13 protein-coding genes are annotated in these 16,398 nt (G+C 70.6%); all 13 read right to left on the reverse strand.

The genetic code is table 11. The features are described from left to right. Positions 1–48 precede the first annotated feature (48 nt). A complete protein-coding gene (locus J7E93_RS20245) occupies positions 49–1,602 on the reverse strand; it encodes a PH domain-containing protein (protein ID WP_215071322.1) in 1,554 nt (517 codons plus the stop codon). Continuing rightward, positions 1,599–2,111, reverse strand: coding sequence for a PH domain-containing protein (locus J7E93_RS20250; RefSeq protein ID WP_215071323.1), 513 nt, complete (start codon positions 2,109–2,111; stop codon positions 1,599–1,601). The genes J7E93_RS20245 and J7E93_RS20250 overlap by 4 nt, the downstream gene beginning before the upstream one ends. Before the next feature lie 5 nt (positions 2,112–2,116). Then, a complete protein-coding gene (gene pgi / locus J7E93_RS20255) occupies positions 2,117–3,769 on the reverse strand; it encodes a glucose-6-phosphate isomerase (protein ID WP_215071334.1) in 1,653 nt (550 codons plus the stop codon). 193 nt (positions 3,770–3,962) lie between these two features. Next, positions 3,963–4,298, reverse strand: a complete 336-nt coding sequence (locus J7E93_RS20260) for an RNA polymerase-binding protein RbpA (RefSeq protein ID WP_003957010.1) — start codon at positions 4,296–4,298, stop codon at positions 3,963–3,965. 77 nt (positions 4,299–4,375) lie between these two features. Continuing rightward, positions 4,376–4,606, reverse strand: a complete 231-nt coding sequence (secG, locus tag J7E93_RS20265; RefSeq protein ID WP_215071335.1) for a preprotein translocase subunit SecG — start codon at positions 4,604–4,606, stop codon at positions 4,376–4,378. A 152-nt stretch (positions 4,607–4,758) separates the two neighbouring features. After that, positions 4,759–5,535 (reverse strand): triose-phosphate isomerase, encoded by a 777-nt coding sequence (gene tpiA / locus J7E93_RS20270; protein WP_215071324.1) that lies wholly within the window; start codon positions 5,533–5,535, stop codon positions 4,759–4,761. A 6-nt stretch (positions 5,536–5,541) separates the two neighbouring features. Beyond that, a complete protein-coding gene (pgk, locus tag J7E93_RS20275) occupies positions 5,542–6,765 on the reverse strand; it encodes a phosphoglycerate kinase (RefSeq protein WP_215071325.1) in 1,224 nt (407 codons plus the stop codon). A 108-nt stretch (positions 6,766–6,873) separates the two neighbouring features. Then, positions 6,874–7,884 carry a type I glyceraldehyde-3-phosphate dehydrogenase gene (gene gap / locus J7E93_RS20280; protein WP_215071326.1) on the reverse strand — a complete coding sequence of 337 codons (1,011 nt, stop codon included), beginning with the start codon at positions 7,882–7,884 and terminating at the stop codon, positions 6,874–6,876. A gap of 222 nt (positions 7,885–8,106) precedes the next feature. Beyond that, a complete protein-coding gene (locus J7E93_RS20285) occupies positions 8,107–11,070 on the reverse strand; it encodes a M14 family metallopeptidase (RefSeq protein ID WP_215071327.1) in 2,964 nt (987 codons plus the stop codon). Positions 11,071–11,224: 154 nt separating this feature from the next. Next, the gene (gene whiA / locus J7E93_RS20290) at positions 11,225–12,214 is read right to left on the reverse strand and encodes a DNA-binding protein WhiA (RefSeq protein ID WP_030205188.1); all 990 of its coding nucleotides are present in this window, start codon (positions 12,212–12,214) and stop codon (positions 11,225–11,227) included. Continuing rightward, a complete protein-coding gene (gene yvcK / locus J7E93_RS20295; protein WP_215071328.1) occupies positions 12,205–13,227 on the reverse strand; it encodes a uridine diphosphate-N-acetylglucosamine-binding protein YvcK in 1,023 nt (340 codons plus the stop codon). Before yvcK ends, whiA begins: the two co-directional genes overlap by 10 nt. Continuing rightward, positions 13,224–14,201 (reverse strand): RNase adapter RapZ, encoded by a 978-nt coding sequence (gene rapZ, locus J7E93_RS20300; RefSeq protein ID WP_215071329.1) that lies wholly within the window; start codon positions 14,199–14,201, stop codon positions 13,224–13,226. The genes yvcK and rapZ overlap by 4 nt, the downstream gene beginning before the upstream one ends. After that, positions 14,198–16,264, reverse strand: coding sequence for an excinuclease ABC subunit UvrC (uvrC, locus tag J7E93_RS20305; protein WP_215071330.1), 2,067 nt, complete (start codon positions 16,262–16,264; stop codon positions 14,198–14,200). Before uvrC ends, rapZ begins: the two co-directional genes overlap by 4 nt. Positions 16,265–16,398 lie beyond the last annotated feature (134 nt).

A 16,398-nucleotide genomic window follows, 5' to 3' on the forward strand; every position in this document is an offset into this window, starting at 1 on the left:
CGCGGCACGCCGCGATCAAGCTCCGAGTTCAGCGGCACATATTACGGGTCAGCCTTCGGGCCTCTCACACAGGAGTCCGCTGAGGAAGGGCGCCAGCAGACCGGGGACCGCATCGGCGGCGAAGCCGAGGCCTTCGCTCACCCCCGCGTCATGGACGTCGTAAGCACCCTCCCCCGCCGCCGTCGTCGCGGTCAAGGTGAGCACACCGGCCCGGCGCTGGAAAGAGGACTGTTTGACGGTCCAGCCGATGACACCGCTCCGCTGGAGGGCGACGGTGGTCCGGCGGACGGTGCCGGAGCGGGTCACGAGGTACTCCCCTGTGATGCCGTGGCCCAGGCTGCGGTACGCGTCGAGGGCGAGCAGCACGGCGAGCGGTGTCAGCACGAGGGCGCAGCCCGCCGCGATGGGGAGCAGTACGGGGGTGAGGACGGCTCCCAGGGCGGCGAGGACCACGAGCGGGACGAGGACGCTCCCCAGGGCCCAGCGCAGCCGCCTGGTGCGGGCGGCGCGGGGGTGGGCGGTGAGCGGGGCTCCGGTGGGGGCCTCGGGCTCGCGCAGCACCTGGGCGGCGACCCGCTCGGCGACGGCGCGGGGGGCGGGCGGCAGCAGGGTCTTGTGGTCGGCGTGCTTGTCCTCGTCGTCGTGCACCAGTCCGGTGGCGACGGCGTCGACACGGGCCGCCCCGCACATCCGTACGCCCAGCGGTTCGACCAGTTCGACGCCGCGCAGCCGCCGCTCCTCGATGGAGATCGAGCGGGCGGTGAACAGTCCGCGGCGGACCCGCAGGGTGCCGCCGGGCTCGCGCTCCAGACGGTGGTTCCACCACATCTCGACCCAGAGGCCGAGCGCGCCGACGGTGCCGGCGAGGGTCGCGAGCAGGACGAGAACGACGATCATCCAGAGGATCGAGGTGTCCTGGAAGCGGTCCCCTATCCATGCGATGACCTCGCCCTGCGCCCCGAACCACTCGCTGACCTGCATCACGGCCCCGGCCGCCGCGCCGCCGAGGAGCGGGGCGACGAAAGAGACCGGGGCGTAGCGGATCCAGCGCGGGTCGAGGGCGGCGAGGGTGCCATCGTGACGGGTGTCGGGGGCGGCGGGGGCCGGGCGGTCGAGGAGTTCACGGCGGAGCCGTTCGCCCTCGGCCTTGGTGACGGGATCGAGTTCCAGGGTGGATTCGCCGCCGCCGTTCTCGCCGGTGCCGATGCGGACCTTGACCAGGCCGAGGACGCGCAGCAGCGGATGGGCCGTCAGGTCGACGCTGCGGATGCGTTCGCGGGCCAGGGACCGGCGTTTGACCAGCAGGAGGCCGGTGTGGAGTTCGGCGCGTTCGGCGCCGATGCGGTAGCGGGTGCGGCGCCAGCGGACGTAGTCGGCGGCCGAGCCGCCCGCGACGAGGAGGGCGGTGCCGGCCAGCACCCAGCCGACGGCCCGCCACAGCGGCATGGCGCCGGCCAGGCCGAGTGCGGTGGGCAGCCCGGCGCCGCCTGCGACGCCCGTGAGGACGGCGACGGTGACCAGGACCGTACGGCGGTCCAGGCGCCGCCACTCCTCGGTCGGCGTGGGGACCGGCGTCGGCGCCTGCGTCGGCGCCGGCGTCATGTCGCGTCCCCGGGAGTGTCCTGGGTGATCCGGGTCAGCCGCTCGGCGAGCTCCGCGGCGAGCTCGTGGTCCAGACCCTCGATCCGGAGGGCGCCCTTGGAGGACGCGGTGGTCACGGTGACGGTGGAGAGCCGGAAGAGCTGCTCCAACGGACCGCGTACGGTGTCCACGGTCTGGATCCGGGACATCGGGGCGATCCGCCACTCCTGCCAGAAGGCACCCGTACGGATGAAGACGGCGTCCTCGGTGACCTCCCATCGGTGGACCCGGAACCACCAGGCGGGGAAGAACGCGGTACAGGCGAGTCCCGCGACCGCCACGGCTCCGGCGGCGAGCAGCAGCCAGAACCGGGCGGGCGTGACGAGGGCGCCGAGCACGCCGAGCACCACCACGGGCAGGGCCGCCGTGAGCAGCAGTTGACTCCGCCACCAGGTGACGGCCCGCACGTCCACGGCGTTCCTCGGTGGCCGCAGCCCGACCTCGTCCCGTACCGCGTTCTCCCCCGTCATGGGTCCTACCTTCCGCGCAGCGAGCGGTAGGCGGCGACCAGGGCGGCGGTCGAGCCGTCGAGCTGCTCACCGCCTTCGCCCTCCGTCAGCACCGGCTCGATCCTCTTGGCGAGGACCTTGCCGAGCTCGACCCCCCACTGGTCGAAGGAGTCGATGTTCCAGATCGCGCCCTGGACGAACACCTTGTGCTCGTAGAGCGCGACGAGCTGGCCCAGGACGGAGGGGGTGAGCTCCTTGGCGAGGATCGTGGTCGTCGGGTGGTTGCCCCGGAAGGTCTTGTGCGGGACCAGCTCCTCGGGCACCCCCTCGGCCCGTACCTCGTCGGGGGTCTTGCCGAAGGCCAGCGCCTGGGTCTGGGCGAAGAAGTTGGCCATCAGCAGGTCGTGCTGGGCGACCAGGCCGGGCAGCAGGTCGGCGACGGGCTCGGCGAAGCCGATGAAGTCGGCCGGGATGACCTTGGTGCCCTGGTGGATCAACTGGTAGTACGCGTGCTGCCCGTTGGTGCCCGGCGTACCCCAGACGACCGGTCCGGTCTGCCAGTCGACCGGCTTGCCGTCACGGTCGACGGACTTGCCGTTGGACTCCATGTCGAGCTGCTGGAGGTAGGCGGTGAACTTCGACAGATAGTGGGAGTACGGCAGGACGGCGTGCGACTGGGCGTCGAAGAAGGCGCCGTACCAGACGCCGAGGAGGCCGAGGAGCAGCGGGGCGTTCTCCTCGGCGGGGGCGGTGCGGAAGTGCTCGTCGACGAGGTGGAAGCCGTCGAGCATCTCGCGGAAGCGGTCCGGGCCGATGGCGATCATCAGGGAGAGGCCGATGGCGGAGTCGTAGGAGTAGCGCCCGCCGACCCAGTCCCAGAACTCGAACATGTTGGCCGTGTCGATGCCGAAATCCTCGACCTTCTCGGCATTGGTCGACAGGGCCACGAAGTGCTTGGCGACGGCCCCCTGACCGGCCCTCAGGCCGGTGAGGAGCCAGTTGCGGGCGGAGGTGGCGTTGGTGATCGTCTCGATGGTGGTGAAGGTCTTCGAGGCGACGATGAAGAGGGTCTCGGCCGGGTCGAGGTCGTGGACGGCCTCGTGGAGGTCGGCGCCGTCGACGTTCGAGACGAAACGGAATGTCAGGTCCCGCCGGGTGTAGGACCGCAGGACCTCGTAGGCCATGGCGGGGCCGAGGTCGGAGCCGCCGATGCCGATGTTCACGATGTTCTTGATCGGCCGGCCGGTGTGGCCGGTCCACTCGCCCGCGCGGACCTTGTCGGCGAACGCGCTCATCTTGTCGAGGACGGCGTGGACGGCCGGGACGACGTTCTCGCCGTCGACCTCGATCACGGCCTCGCGGGGGGCGCGCAGCGCGGTGTGCAGCACCGCCCGGTCCTCGGTCGTGTTGATCCTCTCGCCGCGGAACATGGCGTCGCGCAGCTCGGCCACGCCGGTGGCGGCGGCCAGCTCGCGCAGGAGCGCCAGCGTCTCGTCGGTCACGAGGTGCTTGGAGTAGTCCAGATACAGGTCGCCGACCCGCAGGGCGTATCCGGTACCACGGTTCGGATCGGCGGCGAACAGCTCGCGCAGATGGGTCTCGCCCAGCTGCTCGCGGTGCTTGCCGAGGGCGGCCCACTCGGGCAGCTGGTTGAGCCTCGTACGGCCTTCTGCGTTCATCTCGGACATCGCCTACTTCTTCTCTTCCTGCCTGCTTGCCCCGCTGCCACTCCAACCTAATTGATCTGATGGGACAAGGGCGCAAAAGGCTCAGCGCACGCCACGGAGCCGGCCGGCGGAACGCACGCGAACGGGCCCTGCCCGCGAACCGAATTCGCGGGCAGGGCCCGTTCGTCACACCTTCACACCACGCTCAGATTTCGCCTCGCAGCTTGGCGAGCGCCTCGGCGAGGATCGCCTCGCCGTCCGCGTCGCTGCGCCGCTCGCGCACATACGCGAGATGCGTCTTGTACGGCTCGGTGCGCGGCGGGTCCGGCGGGTTGTCCCGGTCCTGACCTGCCGGGAAGCCGCAACGTGGGCAGTCCCACGTGTCCGGAACCTGCGCGTCACTGGCGAAGCTCGGCTGCGTCTCGTGCCCGTTCGAGCACCAGAAGGAGATGCGGAGGCGCGGTGCCGACTCGCCCCGCTCGGCCTCCCCCATCGGCCCCGCTCCGACCCGGCTTCCCCGGATCGCGTTGCCACTTGCCACGGTCGTAACTCCCTGCGTGATGGTGCTCGAAGATGCCCCAGTCTACGTAAGGCCCAACGCGCGTCCAGTGATTGGAGTTACACGTCCAACTTCACCAGAAGCGCGAGTACGACAATGCACGCGAACCACAGCAGACCGATCACGACGGTGATCCGGTCCAGGTTGCGCTCGGCGACCGAGGAGCCACCGACGGAGGACTGCATACCGCCTCCGAACATGTCGGAGAGACCGCCGCCCTTCCCCTTGTGCATCAGCACGAGCAGCATCAGCAGCGCGCTGAAGACGATCAGGGCGATCGAGAACCCCATAACCACGGCTGGACCCTACTTCCTGCAATTCCCGGATGGAGACGAACAACGGGGGCCGACAGGCGCTGCACGCCTGCTCGGCCCCCGCAAGGGTACGACGGATCGTCGCTACGGCATACTCACCGGTCGCCGCATCGGCCGATCACGCCGGATCACTGGTCGCGGAACCGAACGATCCTGACGAACTCGTCCGCGTCCAGCGCCGCGCCGCCCACCAGGGCGCCGTCGACGTCGGGCTGCGCCATGATCGCGGCCACGTTGGAGGCCTTCACGGAGCCGCCGTACTGGATCCGGACCTTGTCGGCCAGCTCCTGGGAGTACAGCTCGGCGAGACGGCCGCGGATCGCACCGCAGACCTCCTGCGCGTCCTCGGGCGTGGCGACCTCACCGGTTCCGATGGCCCACACCGGCTCGTAGGCGATCACGATGGACTCGGCCTGCTCGGCCGGGATGTCCTTCAGGCCGCCGTCGAGCTGGCCGAGGGTGTAGGAGACCTGCTCACCGGCCTTGCGGACGTCCAGGCCCTCGCCGACGCACAGGATCGGGGTCACGCCGTGCTGGTACGCGGCCTTCACCTTGGCGTTGCAGATCTCGTCCGTCTCGGCGTGGTACTGCCGGCGCTCGGAGTGCCCGACGGCGACGTAGGAACACTTCAGCTTGGCCAGCATGGCGCCCGAGATCTCACCGGTGTAGGCACCGGAGTCGTGCGCCGAGATGTCCTGGGCGCCGTACTTGATCTTGAGCTTGTCGCCGTCGACCAGGGTCTGGACGGACCGCAGGTCGGTGAAGGGCGGCAGGACCGCGACCTCGACGGCGTCGTAGTCCTTGTCGGCGAGCGCGAAGGCGAGCTTCTGGACGTGCGCGATGGCCTCGAGGTGGTTGAGGTTCATCTTCCAGTTGCCCGCCATCAGCGGGGTACGCGAACTCACTTTTTCTCAGTCCTCCAGAGCGGCGAGGCCGGGGAGCGTCTTGCCCTCGAGGTATTCGAGGCTGGCGCCGCCGCCGGTCGAAATGTGGCCGAATGCGTTCTCGTCGAAGCCCAGGATCCGGACCGCGGCGGCGCTGTCGCCACCGCCGACGACGGTGTAGGCGTCGCTGTCGACGAGGGCCTGCGCGATGGCGGTCGTACCGCCCGCGTAGTCGGGGTGCTCGAAGACGCCCAGGGGGCCGTTCCAGAACACGGTCTCGGCATCGGCGATCTTCGAGGCGTAGAGCTCACGCGTCCGGGGGCCGATGTCCAGGCCCTCCTTCGTCGACGGGATCTTGTCCGCGTCGACGGTGTCGAAGTCGGCCGGGGCCTTGGTCTTCAGGTCGGGGAAGTCGGAGGAGACCAGCACGTCGACCGGGAGGACCAGCTCGACGCCGTTCTCCTCGGCGCGCTTCATGTACTCCTTGACGACCTCCACCTGGTCCTTCTGGAGCAGGGAGATGCCGACCTCGTAGCCCTGGGCGTGGAGGAAGGTGTACGCCATGCCGCCGCCGATCAGGAGGCGGTCGGCCTTGCCGAGGAGCTCGTCGATCACGGCGAGCTTGTCGGAGACCTTGGCGCCGCCCAGGACGACCACATAGGGGCGCTTGACGTCGGAGGTGAGCTTCTTCAGGACGCCGACCTCGGTGGCGATCAGGTAGCCGGCGGCGTGCGGCAGCCGGGCCGGGAGGTCGAAGACGGAGGCGTGCTTGCGGTGCACGGCGCCGAAGCCGTCGCCGACGTAGAGGTCGGCGAGGGCGGCGAGCCGGTCCGCGAACACGCCGCGCTCGGCGTCGTCCTTGGAGGTCTCGCCGGCGTTGAAGCGGAGGTTCTCCAGGACGGCGACCTGGCCGTCGGCGAGGGCCGCGACGGTCGAGGTGGCGGAATCGCCGACCGTGTCGGTCGCGAAGGCCACGTCGGCGCCGAGAAGTTCGCCCAGGCGCGCGGCGGCCGGGGCGAGGGAGAACGCCGGGTCCGGGGCGCCCTTGGGGCGGCCCAGGTGCGAGGCGACCACGACGCGGGCGCCGGCCTCGGCGAGCGCCTTGACCGTCGGGAGGACGGCGCGAATGCGGCCGTCGTCGGTGATTCTGGCGATGCCGGTGCCGTTTTCCAGCGGCACGTTGAGGTCGGCGCGGACGAATACCCGCTTGCCTGCGACGCCTTCGGCGAGAAGCTCGTCGATCGTCTTCATCTCTTACTGACTCCTAGGAACGCGGTGGAGCACACGAGACAGGGCTCGTACAGCGCGACGTTACGCTGTCCGAGCCCTGCGCTCACATCAAGGGGTGCCTGCCTGCGATCAGAGCTGGCCGCCGACGAAGACGGTGAGGTCGACGAGGCGGTTGGAGTAACCCCACTCGTTGTCGTACCAGCCGAGGATCTTCACCGAGTTGCCCTCCTGGACCATGGTCAGGGAGGAGTCGAAGGTGCAGGAGGCCGGGTCGCTGACGATGTCCGAGGACACGATCGGGTCCTCGGTGTAGAACAGGATGCCCTTGAGGTCGCCGTCCTCGGAGGCCTTCTTGAACGCGGCGTTGACCTCGTCCTTGGTGACCTCGCGCTGCAGCGTCACGACCAGGTCGGTGGCCGAGCCGGTCGGGACCGGGACGCGCATGGCGATGCCGTCCAGCTTGCCCTTGAGCTGCGGGAGGACCAGGGCGGTGGCCTTGGCGGCACCGGTCGTGGTCGGGATGATGTTCTCCGCGGCGGCGCGGGCGCGACGCAGGTCGGAGTGCGGGAAGTCCAGGATGCGCTGGTCGTTGGTGTACGCGTGGACCGTCGTCATCAGGCCCTTGACGATGCCGAAGTTCTCGTCGAGGACCTTGGCCATCGGCGCCACACAGTTGGTGGTGCAGGAGGCGTTGGAGATGACGTGGTGGTTGGCCGCGTCGTACTTGTCCTGGTTGACGCCCATGACGATGGTGATGTCCTCGTCCTTGGCCGGAGCCGAGATGAGGACCTTCTTCGCGCCACCGGCGATGTGCTTCTCGGCGTCGGCCTTCTTGGTGAAGATGCCGGTCGACTCGATGACGATGTCGACGCCCAGCTCGCCCCAGGGGATGTCGGCCGGGTTGCGCTCGGAGAGCACCTTGATGGTGTGGCCGTCGACGGTGATGGTGTCGGCGGTGTGGGTGACCTCGGCCTTGAGGCGTCCCAGGATCGTGTCGTACTTCAGCAGGTGAGCAGTGGTCGCGGTGTCACCCAGGTCGTTGACAGCCACGATCTCGATGTCGGCACCCTGCTCAAGGAGCGCGCGGAAGTAGTTGCGACCGATGCGGCCAAAGCCGTTGATGCCTACGCGGATCGTCACGAACCGATCTCCTCGTTAGGTACGCCGGTTTCGACGCCGGCGAGTTTCTTTTAGGGATGTCCCCGACCGCTTACGACCCTACCTCTCCCGTCGCCTCAGAGTGACATCGTGTGCAGCCGTAAGACCGATAAATGGACCGTGGCCCGTTACTACCGACGGGTTCGGGCCACGGTGCGACTTTCGTCCCGATCACGGACTGTGATCAAAGGTGCGGGTGGCCGCTCAGCCGTGCACCGCGCCGAGCGCCTTCCTGATCAGTGCGGTGCGCTGCGCCGCACTCGGTACGTGTTCCAGGCCGAAACCGAGGAGGACGGTGTCACGTGTGGTGACGGCGGCCTGGGAGTGGAAGAGCCCCGTGGCGCGGGCCCACTCGCTGCCGTTGCCGGGGCTGCCGGCCGGCGGTCCGGGGACGGACCAGGCGCCCAGCGCGGTCTCGAAGCCCTCCTCGTCGGCCGCCGTGCCGGCGACGACGAGCCTGGTGTCGTCGACGAAGGCACCCGTCTCGCCCGTCCCCGGGTCGGAGACGTAGGAGATCGAGAGCTCGACCTTCTTGCCCGCGTAGGCGCTCAGATCCATCGAGGCCTGCTGCCAGCCGTTGGACGGGCCCGTGAACGCGTTCCAGGAGCCGGTGGTCCCGGTGGTGGCGCAGCCGTCCTCGCCCACGGTCAGGTAGTGGCCGAGGAAGGGATGCCCGCGGACGTAGTAGCCCTCGCCGCAGTCGGCGGGGGCGGCGGTGGAGGTGCCGCCGTTGGTGTCGGGCAGCGTGGTCCAGTCCTCCTGGCCGACGGTGTGGGCCTCGACGACGAGGTTGTCGTAGCCGGGCTCGGTGTCGTAGCTGACCTGGAAGGTCAGGCTGGGCTTCGCCGAGGCGTCGACGCCGGTGAGGTCGACGGTGCGGGTGAGGCGGCTCCAGGTGTTGTCGGAGTGGCGCGCGGCGGCGAAGTAGGAGCCCTCGTAGGGCTCGAAGGGGGTGCGGACACCCGGGTAGTCACCGGCGGAGGCGCTGTCGGCGAAGTGCGGGAAATCGGCCGGCTTCAGCGTGTCGGAGGTGACGGTGTACGCGCCGGCGTTGTCCAGCGGGTTGTCGGCGACGGGCCCGAGGGCGGCCGAGGCGCCCGTGAAACCGCCCGAGCCCGCGAAGCCCGGCGGGTTCTTCAGCCCGGCCCGGTGGTAGGCGCCGAGGAAGTACTGGGCGAAGTCGTTGGAGTCGGCGCGGCCGATGTCGACGAGGCCGCCGGACTTCTCGCCGGCGTTGACCAGCTTGCCGCCCTCGTTGAGGTAGTCGCGCACGGCCAGCGTGACGGGCCCTGAGGGCTGCTCGGCGCCGGTGTACCAGACGACGGTACGGAAGTGGCTCAGCACGCCGAGCGGGTGCGGGACGCCCTGGGTGGCGACGTCCCAGACGGCGGCCTTGCGGCCGTTGGCGGCAAGGGCCCGCACATAGGCCGCGGTGTGCTGCGCGGCGGCCGTGCCGCCCTCCTCCGCGAGGACGAGGACGTCGCCGCGGGGCCGCTCGGCCACGGTGTAGGTGAACGGGGCGGAGGAGGTGGCCCTGCCCTCGCGGGTGCGGGCGGTGAACCAGACTTCGACGGTGTCGCCCGGTTCGGCGCCCTCGACGTCGGCCCGGTACTGGTCGAAGTAGAGGTTGTCCTCCCCGCCGTAGGTCTCGCCGCCCTCCCAGGCCTCCAGGCGCTCGGAGTGGGTCCGGCCGCCGTTGACGCGGTACCTGAGCTCCTTGGAGCGCAGGGACGCGCGGGCGGTGACGGAGACCTCCTGGTCGCCGCCGCGGGCGTAGGAGGTGGTGAAGGCGTTCGGGGTGAAGTCGGGCGCTTCGAGGCCGGTGACGGACACGGGCCGGTCCGGACGGACGGAGCTCTCGGCGACGGCGAGCGCGAAGGGGATGTTCTTGGCGAACTCCGCCTGGATCAGCTTCTCGTCGTCGGGGAAGGTGAACACGGAGGCGCAGTCGGCGGGCTCCCAGGCGTCGTTCGGGTCGACTCGGGAGGCGGTGGCGCAGGTCGACATCTCCGGGGTGAACATCTGCATCCCGTTGACGTTGGCCGCGTGTCCGTCGGCCTCGCCGTTGGTGGTGTAGAGCTCGGAGGAGACCTGCGGGCGGTAGCCGGGCACGGCGGACTTCTCCGGCGTACCGGCGAGCGCCTTGAGGGCCACGTCGTCGGGGGTGTCGGTGGCGACCTGCCAGCCGACGCCGTAGAGCAGCAGCTGGGCGGCGGAGTGGTAGTTGATGCCGTACTGGAAGCCGATGCGCCGCTGGAAGGCGTCGAGCGCCTTGGTCTCGGGCTCGGACATCGGGCCGGCGCCGCGGAAGGTCTCGTCCGCCGGGTCGGGCGACGAGCCCTCGTTGTCGTAGCCCCACTTGTAGGCGAAGTTGCGGTTGAGGTCGACGCCGTCGCCCGCTTCGATCCGCCCGTCGCCGTTGTTGTCGCGGAGGTTCTTGCGCCACTGGCGGTTGTCGGGGTCGGCGTGGGTGAAGTCGTAGCCGTCCGGGTTGGCGGAGAGCACGAACCACAGCTCGGTGGAGTCGACGACCCGGGTGATCCGCTCGTCCCTGCCGTAGCCGTCGAGGAAGTGGTGCATCAGCCGCCGGGTCATCTCGGGGGTGATCCACTCGCGGGCGTGCTGGTTGGAGAGGTACAGCGTGGCGGGCTTGGAGCCGTCCCTGGACCTCTCGGCGCCCTTGCTGATCTTGAGGGCGAGGATGTCCTGACCCTTGAGCGTCTTTCCGATGGAGACGACCTTGGTGAGGCCGGGGTGGGCCCGGGCGGTGGCCAGGATCTCCTGCTTGAGCCCGTTCGCTCCGCCGTACGGGCGGAAGACGCCGTCCCCGGCGCCTGCGACCCGCTTCTCCGCCTGGGCGGTCAGCGTGTGCTCGGCGATGTCGACACCCTTGCCGCGCAGCTGCCCGGCCTGCCGGTCGGTCAGGTAGAGCTCCAGGGTGGCCGAGCCCTTCTCGGGCACCTGTTCCGTCAGCTCATGGGCGTCGGTGCCCGCTTCGAGGAGCAGGGGCACCTGCTCCTTGCTGACCTTGGCATGCCATACGGAGAGGGCGTCGTCGCCGGCGCCCCCGGCGGGGTCCTGGGGTTCCGCTCCGGCGACGGGTGCCATCGCCAGTCCCGCGATCAGCAGTGAAGCCGCGGCGAGGATCGATCTCGCTCTGCGTCTCATGAGCCCCCCTTGCTGTTGTCTGCCACGAAGGTGAACAGACGCCAGGCTCACGGGCGCCCCAGCGGGTGTCAAGGAGGCGTACGGTACGCCGAACGCCCGCTGCCGGTGCCTCAGAAAGGCACCGGCAGCGCGGAGTTGAGCTTCAATGAGGGCCTCAGCCGACCAGGCTGTCGTCGAGCTCCTCGGTCAGATTGGACTCCGTCCCCGGAATGCCCAGGTCCTGGGCCCGCTTGTCCGCCATGGCCAGCAGACGGCGGATCCGGCCCGCCACCGCGTCCTTGGTCAGCGGCGGGTCGGCGAGCGCGCCCAGCTCCTCCAGGGAGGCCTGCTTGTGCTCCATGCGCAGCCGGCCGGCGGCGGCGAGGTGCTCGGGCACCTCCTCGCCGAGGATCTCCAGGGCGCGCTGCACCCGGGCGCCCGCGGCGACCGCGGCGCGGGCCGAGCGGCGCAGGTTGGCGTCGTCGAAGTTGGCCAGCCGGTTCGCGGTCGCCCGGACCTCGCGGCGCATCCGCCGCTCCTCCCAGGCCAGCACCGACTCGTGCGCGCCGAGCCGGGTCAGCAGGGCGCCGATGGCGTCCCCGTCCCGGACGACCACCCGGTCCACGCCCCGTACCTCACGGGCCTTCGCCGCGATGGACAGCCGACGCGCCGCGCCCACGAGGGCGAGGGCGGCCTCCGGACCGGGGCAGGTCACCTCCAGGGAGGAGGAGCGCCCCGGCTCGGTCAGCGAGCCGTGCGCCAGGAAGGCGCCGCGCCAGGCCGCCTCGGCGTCGCAGGTGGCACCGGAGACGACCTGCGGGGGCAGCCCGCGGATCGGACGGCCCCGGCCGTCGACCAGGCCGGTCTGCCGCGCCAGCTGGTCGCCGCCCGCCACCACCCGTACGACGAAACGGGAGCCGCGCCGCAGCCCGCCGGGGGCCATCACGATCAGCTCCGAGCTGTGCCCGAAGATCTCCAGGATGTCCCGCTTGAGCCGCCGCGCCGCCATCGCGGTGTCCAGCTCCGCCTCGATCACGATCCGCCCGCTCACCAGGTGCAGGCCGCCGGCGAACCGCAGGATCGACGAGACCTCTGCCTTCCTGCAGCAGGTCCGGGTGACGGGGAGCCGGGAGATCTCGTCCTTCACCGCTGCCGTCATCGCCATGGGCCGATCCTTCCATGCATCCGAAAAATACGGTCGTACGCGGCGGCCAACAGCTCCGGATCGTGCTTCGGGAGTCCGTCGGCGCGGGCGACCGGCGCCAGCTCGACCGCGGCGCCGAGCCGCTTGGCGGCGTCGGCGAGGGACTCGCGGTCGGGCACGGCGGCCTCGTCGGCCAGCACCACGTCCAGGGCGAGTTTAGGGGCGTGTCGTCCCAAAACCTCCAAATGACGCTGCGGTGAGAACCCTTCGGTTTCTCCGGGCTGCGGTGCGAGGTTGAGGGAGAGGACCCGGCGGGCCTTGGTCTCCACCAGGGCGTCGAGCAGCTCGGGCACGAGCAGGTGCGGGATCACCGAGGAGAACCAGGAGCCGGGGCCCAGGACCACCCAGTCCGCGTCCCTGACCGCGGCCACGGCCTCGGGCACGGCGGGCGGGTCGTGCGGAACGAGGTGCACGGACTGCACCTCCCCGGGCGTGAGCGCCACCGTGGCCTGGCCACGGACGGTGTCGACATCCTCCGGACGCGCCGGATCGTGCCCCTTGACCAGGGCCTGGAGCTCCAGTGGCACGGCGGACATCGGCAGCACCCGGCCGTGCGCGCCGAGGAGCTTGCCGACCAGGTCCAGGGCGAGGACGTGGTCGCCGAGCTGCTCCCACAGGGCGACGATCAGCAGGTTGCCGACCGCGTGCTCGTGCAGGTCGCCCTTGGACTGGAAGCGGTGCTGGATGACCCGGGCCCAGGTCTGGCCCCAGTCGTCGTCCCCGCAGAGCGCGGCGAGCGCCTTGCGCAGGTCGCCGGGGGGCAGCACGCCCAGCTCCTCCCGGAGCCGGCCGCTGGAGCCGCCGTCGTCGGCGACCGTGACGACGGCGGTGAGGTCGCCGGTGATCCGGCGCAGGGCGGCGAGGGAGGCCGACAGGCCCATGCCGCCGCCCAGCGCGACGACCTTGGGCTGGGCGCCGCGCCTGCGGAGCGTACGTACCGAGAGCGTGGACGTACGCCGGCGGTACGGCTTCACTCGCGCCCCATGTCCCGGTGGACGACGACGGTCTCGACCCCTTCCGACGCGAGGCGTGCGGCGAGCTTCTCGGACGTGGCGACGGAGCGGTGCTTGCCGCCCGTGCAGCCGACGGCGATGGTCACGTACCGCTTGCCCTCGCGGCGGTAGCCGGCGGCGATCAGCTGGAGCAGCTCGGTGTAGCGGTCGAGGAACTCCTTGGCCCCGGGCTGGTTGAAGACATAGGCCGAGACCTCCTCGTTGAGTCCGGTGAACGGCCGCAGCTCGGGGACCCAGTGCGGGTTGGGCAGGAAGCGCATGTCGACGACGAGGTCGGCGTCGACCGGCAGCCCGTACTTGAATCCGAACGACATGACCGTGGCCCGCAGCTCCGGCTCCTCCTCGCCGGCGAACTGGGCGTCCATCTTGGCGCGCAGCTCGTGGACGTTGAGGCTGGAGGTGTCGATCACCAGGTCGGCGTCGCCGCGCAGCTCACGCAGCAGATCGCGCTCGGCGGCGATGCCGTCGGTGATGCGGCCGTCGCCCTGGAGCGGGTGGGGCCTGCGGACCGACTCGAAACGCCGGACGAGGGCCTCGTCGGAGGACTCCAGGAAGACGATCCGCCGGGTGACCTGCTGGGCGTCGAGGGCGGCGAGGGACTCGCGCAGGGCGTCGAAGAACTGCCGGCCGCGGACGTCCACGACGACCGCGATCCGGGCCACGTTGCCCTGGGAGCGGGCGCCGAGCTCCACCATGGTGGGGATCAGCGCGGGCGGCAGATTGTCGACGACGAACCAGCCGAGGTCCTCCAGGCACTTCGCCGCGGTGGACCGGCCGGCGCCGGACATGCCGGAGATGATCACCAGCTCGGGGATGGCCGCCGCGTCGGCGGTCTCGCCGGCCTCCTTCGTGCCCGTACTCACGTGTCCTGCTCCGTCTTCTCGATGGTGCTGTTCCTGCTGGTCGTGCTCGTCGTGCCGGTCGTGCGCGGTCATGCGGTGCTGCCCCCGTCGTCTTCCATGATCTCTCCTGTTGCCGTGTTCACGGCGGGTGCGGCCGGGGCCGCCTGCGCGAGGGCCACCGCCACGGCCTCGGCCGTCTTGCGGCCCATGCCGGGGACCTCGCAGATCTGCTCGATTGTCGCCTGCCGGAGCCGCTTCACCGAGCCGAAATGCTTGATGAGCGCCTGTTTCCGGGTGTCCCCGAGGCCGGGGATCGCGTCCAGGGGGCTGTTCCTGATGCGCTTGTTCCGCTTGGAGCGCTGGTAGCGGATGGCGAAGTCGTGAGCCGTGTCACGTACCCGCTGAAGGAGGTACAGACCCTCACTGGAGCGGGGCAGGACGACGGGGTCGTCGTCGCCGGGCAGCCAGACCTCCTCCAGGCGCTTGGCGAGGCCGCAGACGGCGATGTCGTCGATGCCGAGCTCGTCGAGGGCCCGGCGGGCGGCGGCGACCTGGGGCTGCCCGCCGTCGACGACCACCAGCTGGGGCGGATAGGCGAAGCGCTTGGGGCGGCCGTCGTCCGCGGGCACCTCACCGGAGGCGGCCGGGCCGCTGCCGTTCACACCCCTCCCGGCGCCCACCGCCTCGCCCCCGGAGTCGACCGCGTCGCCCTCGGCGTCCACGAGCACGCCCTCCTGGCCCCACTCCCCCGTCTTCTCCTTCTCGGCGAGGTAGCGGCGGAAGCGGCGGCTGATCACCTCGTGCATCGAGCGGACGTCGTCCTGCCCCTCGAAGCCCTTGATCTGGAAGCGGCGGTACTCGCTCTTGCGCGGGAGCCCGTCCTCGAAGACGACCATGGAGGCCACGACGTCCTCGCCCTGGAGGTGCGAGATGTCGAAGCACTCGATCCGCAGCGGCGCGGAGTCCAGGTCCAGGGCCTCGGCGATCTCCTCAAGGGCACGGGAGCGGGTGGTCAGGTCGCTGGCGCGCTTGGTCTTGTGCAGCACCAGCGCCTGCTGAGCGTTGCGCGCGACCGTCTCCATCAGGTCCTTCTTGTCGCCGCGCTGCGGGACGCGCAGCGAGACCCCCGAGCCGCGGCGGCCCGAGAGCCACTGGGCGACGGCCTCCAGATCCTCGGGGAGGGTCGGGACGAGCACCTCCTTGGGGACCGCGTCGCCGCTCTCCTCGCCGTACAGCTGCTGGAGCGCGTGCTCGACGAGCCCGGCCGTGGACACGGCCTCGACCTTGTCGGTGACCCAGCCGCGCTGGCCGCGCACGCGTCCGCCGCGGACGTGGAAGATCTGGACGGCGGCCTCCAGCTCGTCCTCGGCGAGCGCGATCAGGTCGGCGTCGGTGGCGTCGGCGAGGACGACCGCGTTCTTCTCCATGGCGCGGCGCAGCGCCTCTATGTCGTCGCGGAGCCGGGCCGCCTTCTCGTACTCCATCTCCTCGGCCGCCGCCATCATCTGCTTCTCCAGGCGGCGGATGTACGTGCCGGTGCGGCCGGCCATGAAGTCGGAGAAGTCCTCGGCCAGTTCCCGGTGCTCCTCGGGCGTGACCCGGCCCACACAGGGCGCCGAGCACTTGCCGATGTAGCCGAGGAGGCAGGGGCGTCCGGCGGAGGCGGCGTTGCGGAAGACACCGGCGGAGCAGGTGCGGACGGGGAAGACGCGGAGCATCAGGTCGACCGTCTCGCGGATGGCCCACGCGTGCGCGTACGGACCGAAGTAGCGCACGCCCTTCTTCTTGTGGCCGCGCATGACCTGGACGCGGGGGAACTCCTCGTTCATGGTCACCGCGAGGTACGGATAGCTCTTGTCGTCCCGGTACTTGACGTTGAACCGGGGGTCGAACTCCTTGATCCAGGAGTACTCCAGCTGCAGCGCCTCGACCTCGGTCGAGACGACGGTCCACTCCACGGAGGCGGCCGTGGTGACCATCGTGGCCGTGCGCGGGTGCAGGCTCGTCAGCGGCTGGAAGTAGTTGGCCAGCCGCTGGCGCAGGGACTTCGCCTTCCCGACGTAGATCACCCGGCGGTGCTCGTCGCGGAATTTGTAGACCCCGGGCGAGTCGGGGATCTGTCCCGGCTTGGGGCGGTAGCTGGAGGGGTCGGCCATGTTCCCCACCCTACTGTCGGGGACCGACAGTCAGGGGCCGTGCTCGTCGGAGGGAGCCGGGCGGGACGGGGGTTGGGGCGGGGGCGGGCTCGGGGCTTCGGCGGCGGGGACGCCGAGGCCGGGGCGCGGTGGAC

Origin of the sequence: Streptomyces sp. ISL-36 (genome assembly GCF_018614205.1) — a bacterium.
Taxonomy (GTDB): Bacteria; Actinomycetota; Actinomycetes; order Streptomycetales; family Streptomycetaceae; genus Streptomyces.

Excerpts from the sequence above, each read along its gene's own strand:
- J7E93_RS20245 (WP_215071322.1), bottom strand. The coding sequence starts at position 1,602 with ATGACGCCGGCGCCGACGCAGGCGCCGACGCCGGTCCCCACGCCGACC.
- J7E93_RS20250 (WP_215071323.1), bottom strand. The coding sequence starts at position 2,111 with ATGACGGGGGAGAACGCGGTACGGGACGAGGTCGGGCTGCGGCCACCG.
- pgi (WP_215071334.1), bottom strand. The coding sequence starts at position 3,769 with ATGAACGCAGAAGGCCGTACGAGGCTCAACCAGCTGCCCGAGTGGGCC.
- secG (WP_215071335.1), bottom strand. The coding sequence starts at position 4,606 with ATGGGGTTCTCGATCGCCCTGATCGTCTTCAGCGCGCTGCTGATGCTG.
- pgk (WP_215071325.1), bottom strand. The coding sequence starts at position 6,765 with ATGAAGACGATCGACGAGCTTCTCGCCGAAGGCGTCGCAGGCAAGCGG.
- J7E93_RS20285 (WP_215071327.1), bottom strand. The coding sequence starts at position 11,070 with ATGAGACGCAGAGCGAGATCGATCCTCGCCGCGGCTTCACTGCTGATC.
- whiA (WP_030205188.1), bottom strand. The coding sequence starts at position 12,214 with ATGGCGATGACGGCAGCGGTGAAGGACGAGATCTCCCGGCTCCCCGTC.
- rapZ (WP_215071329.1), bottom strand. The coding sequence starts at position 14,201 with ATGACCGCGCACGACCGGCACGACGAGCACGACCAGCAGGAACAGCAC.
- uvrC (WP_215071330.1), bottom strand. The coding sequence starts at position 16,264 with ATGGCCGACCCCTCCAGCTACCGCCCCAAGCCGGGACAGATCCCCGAC.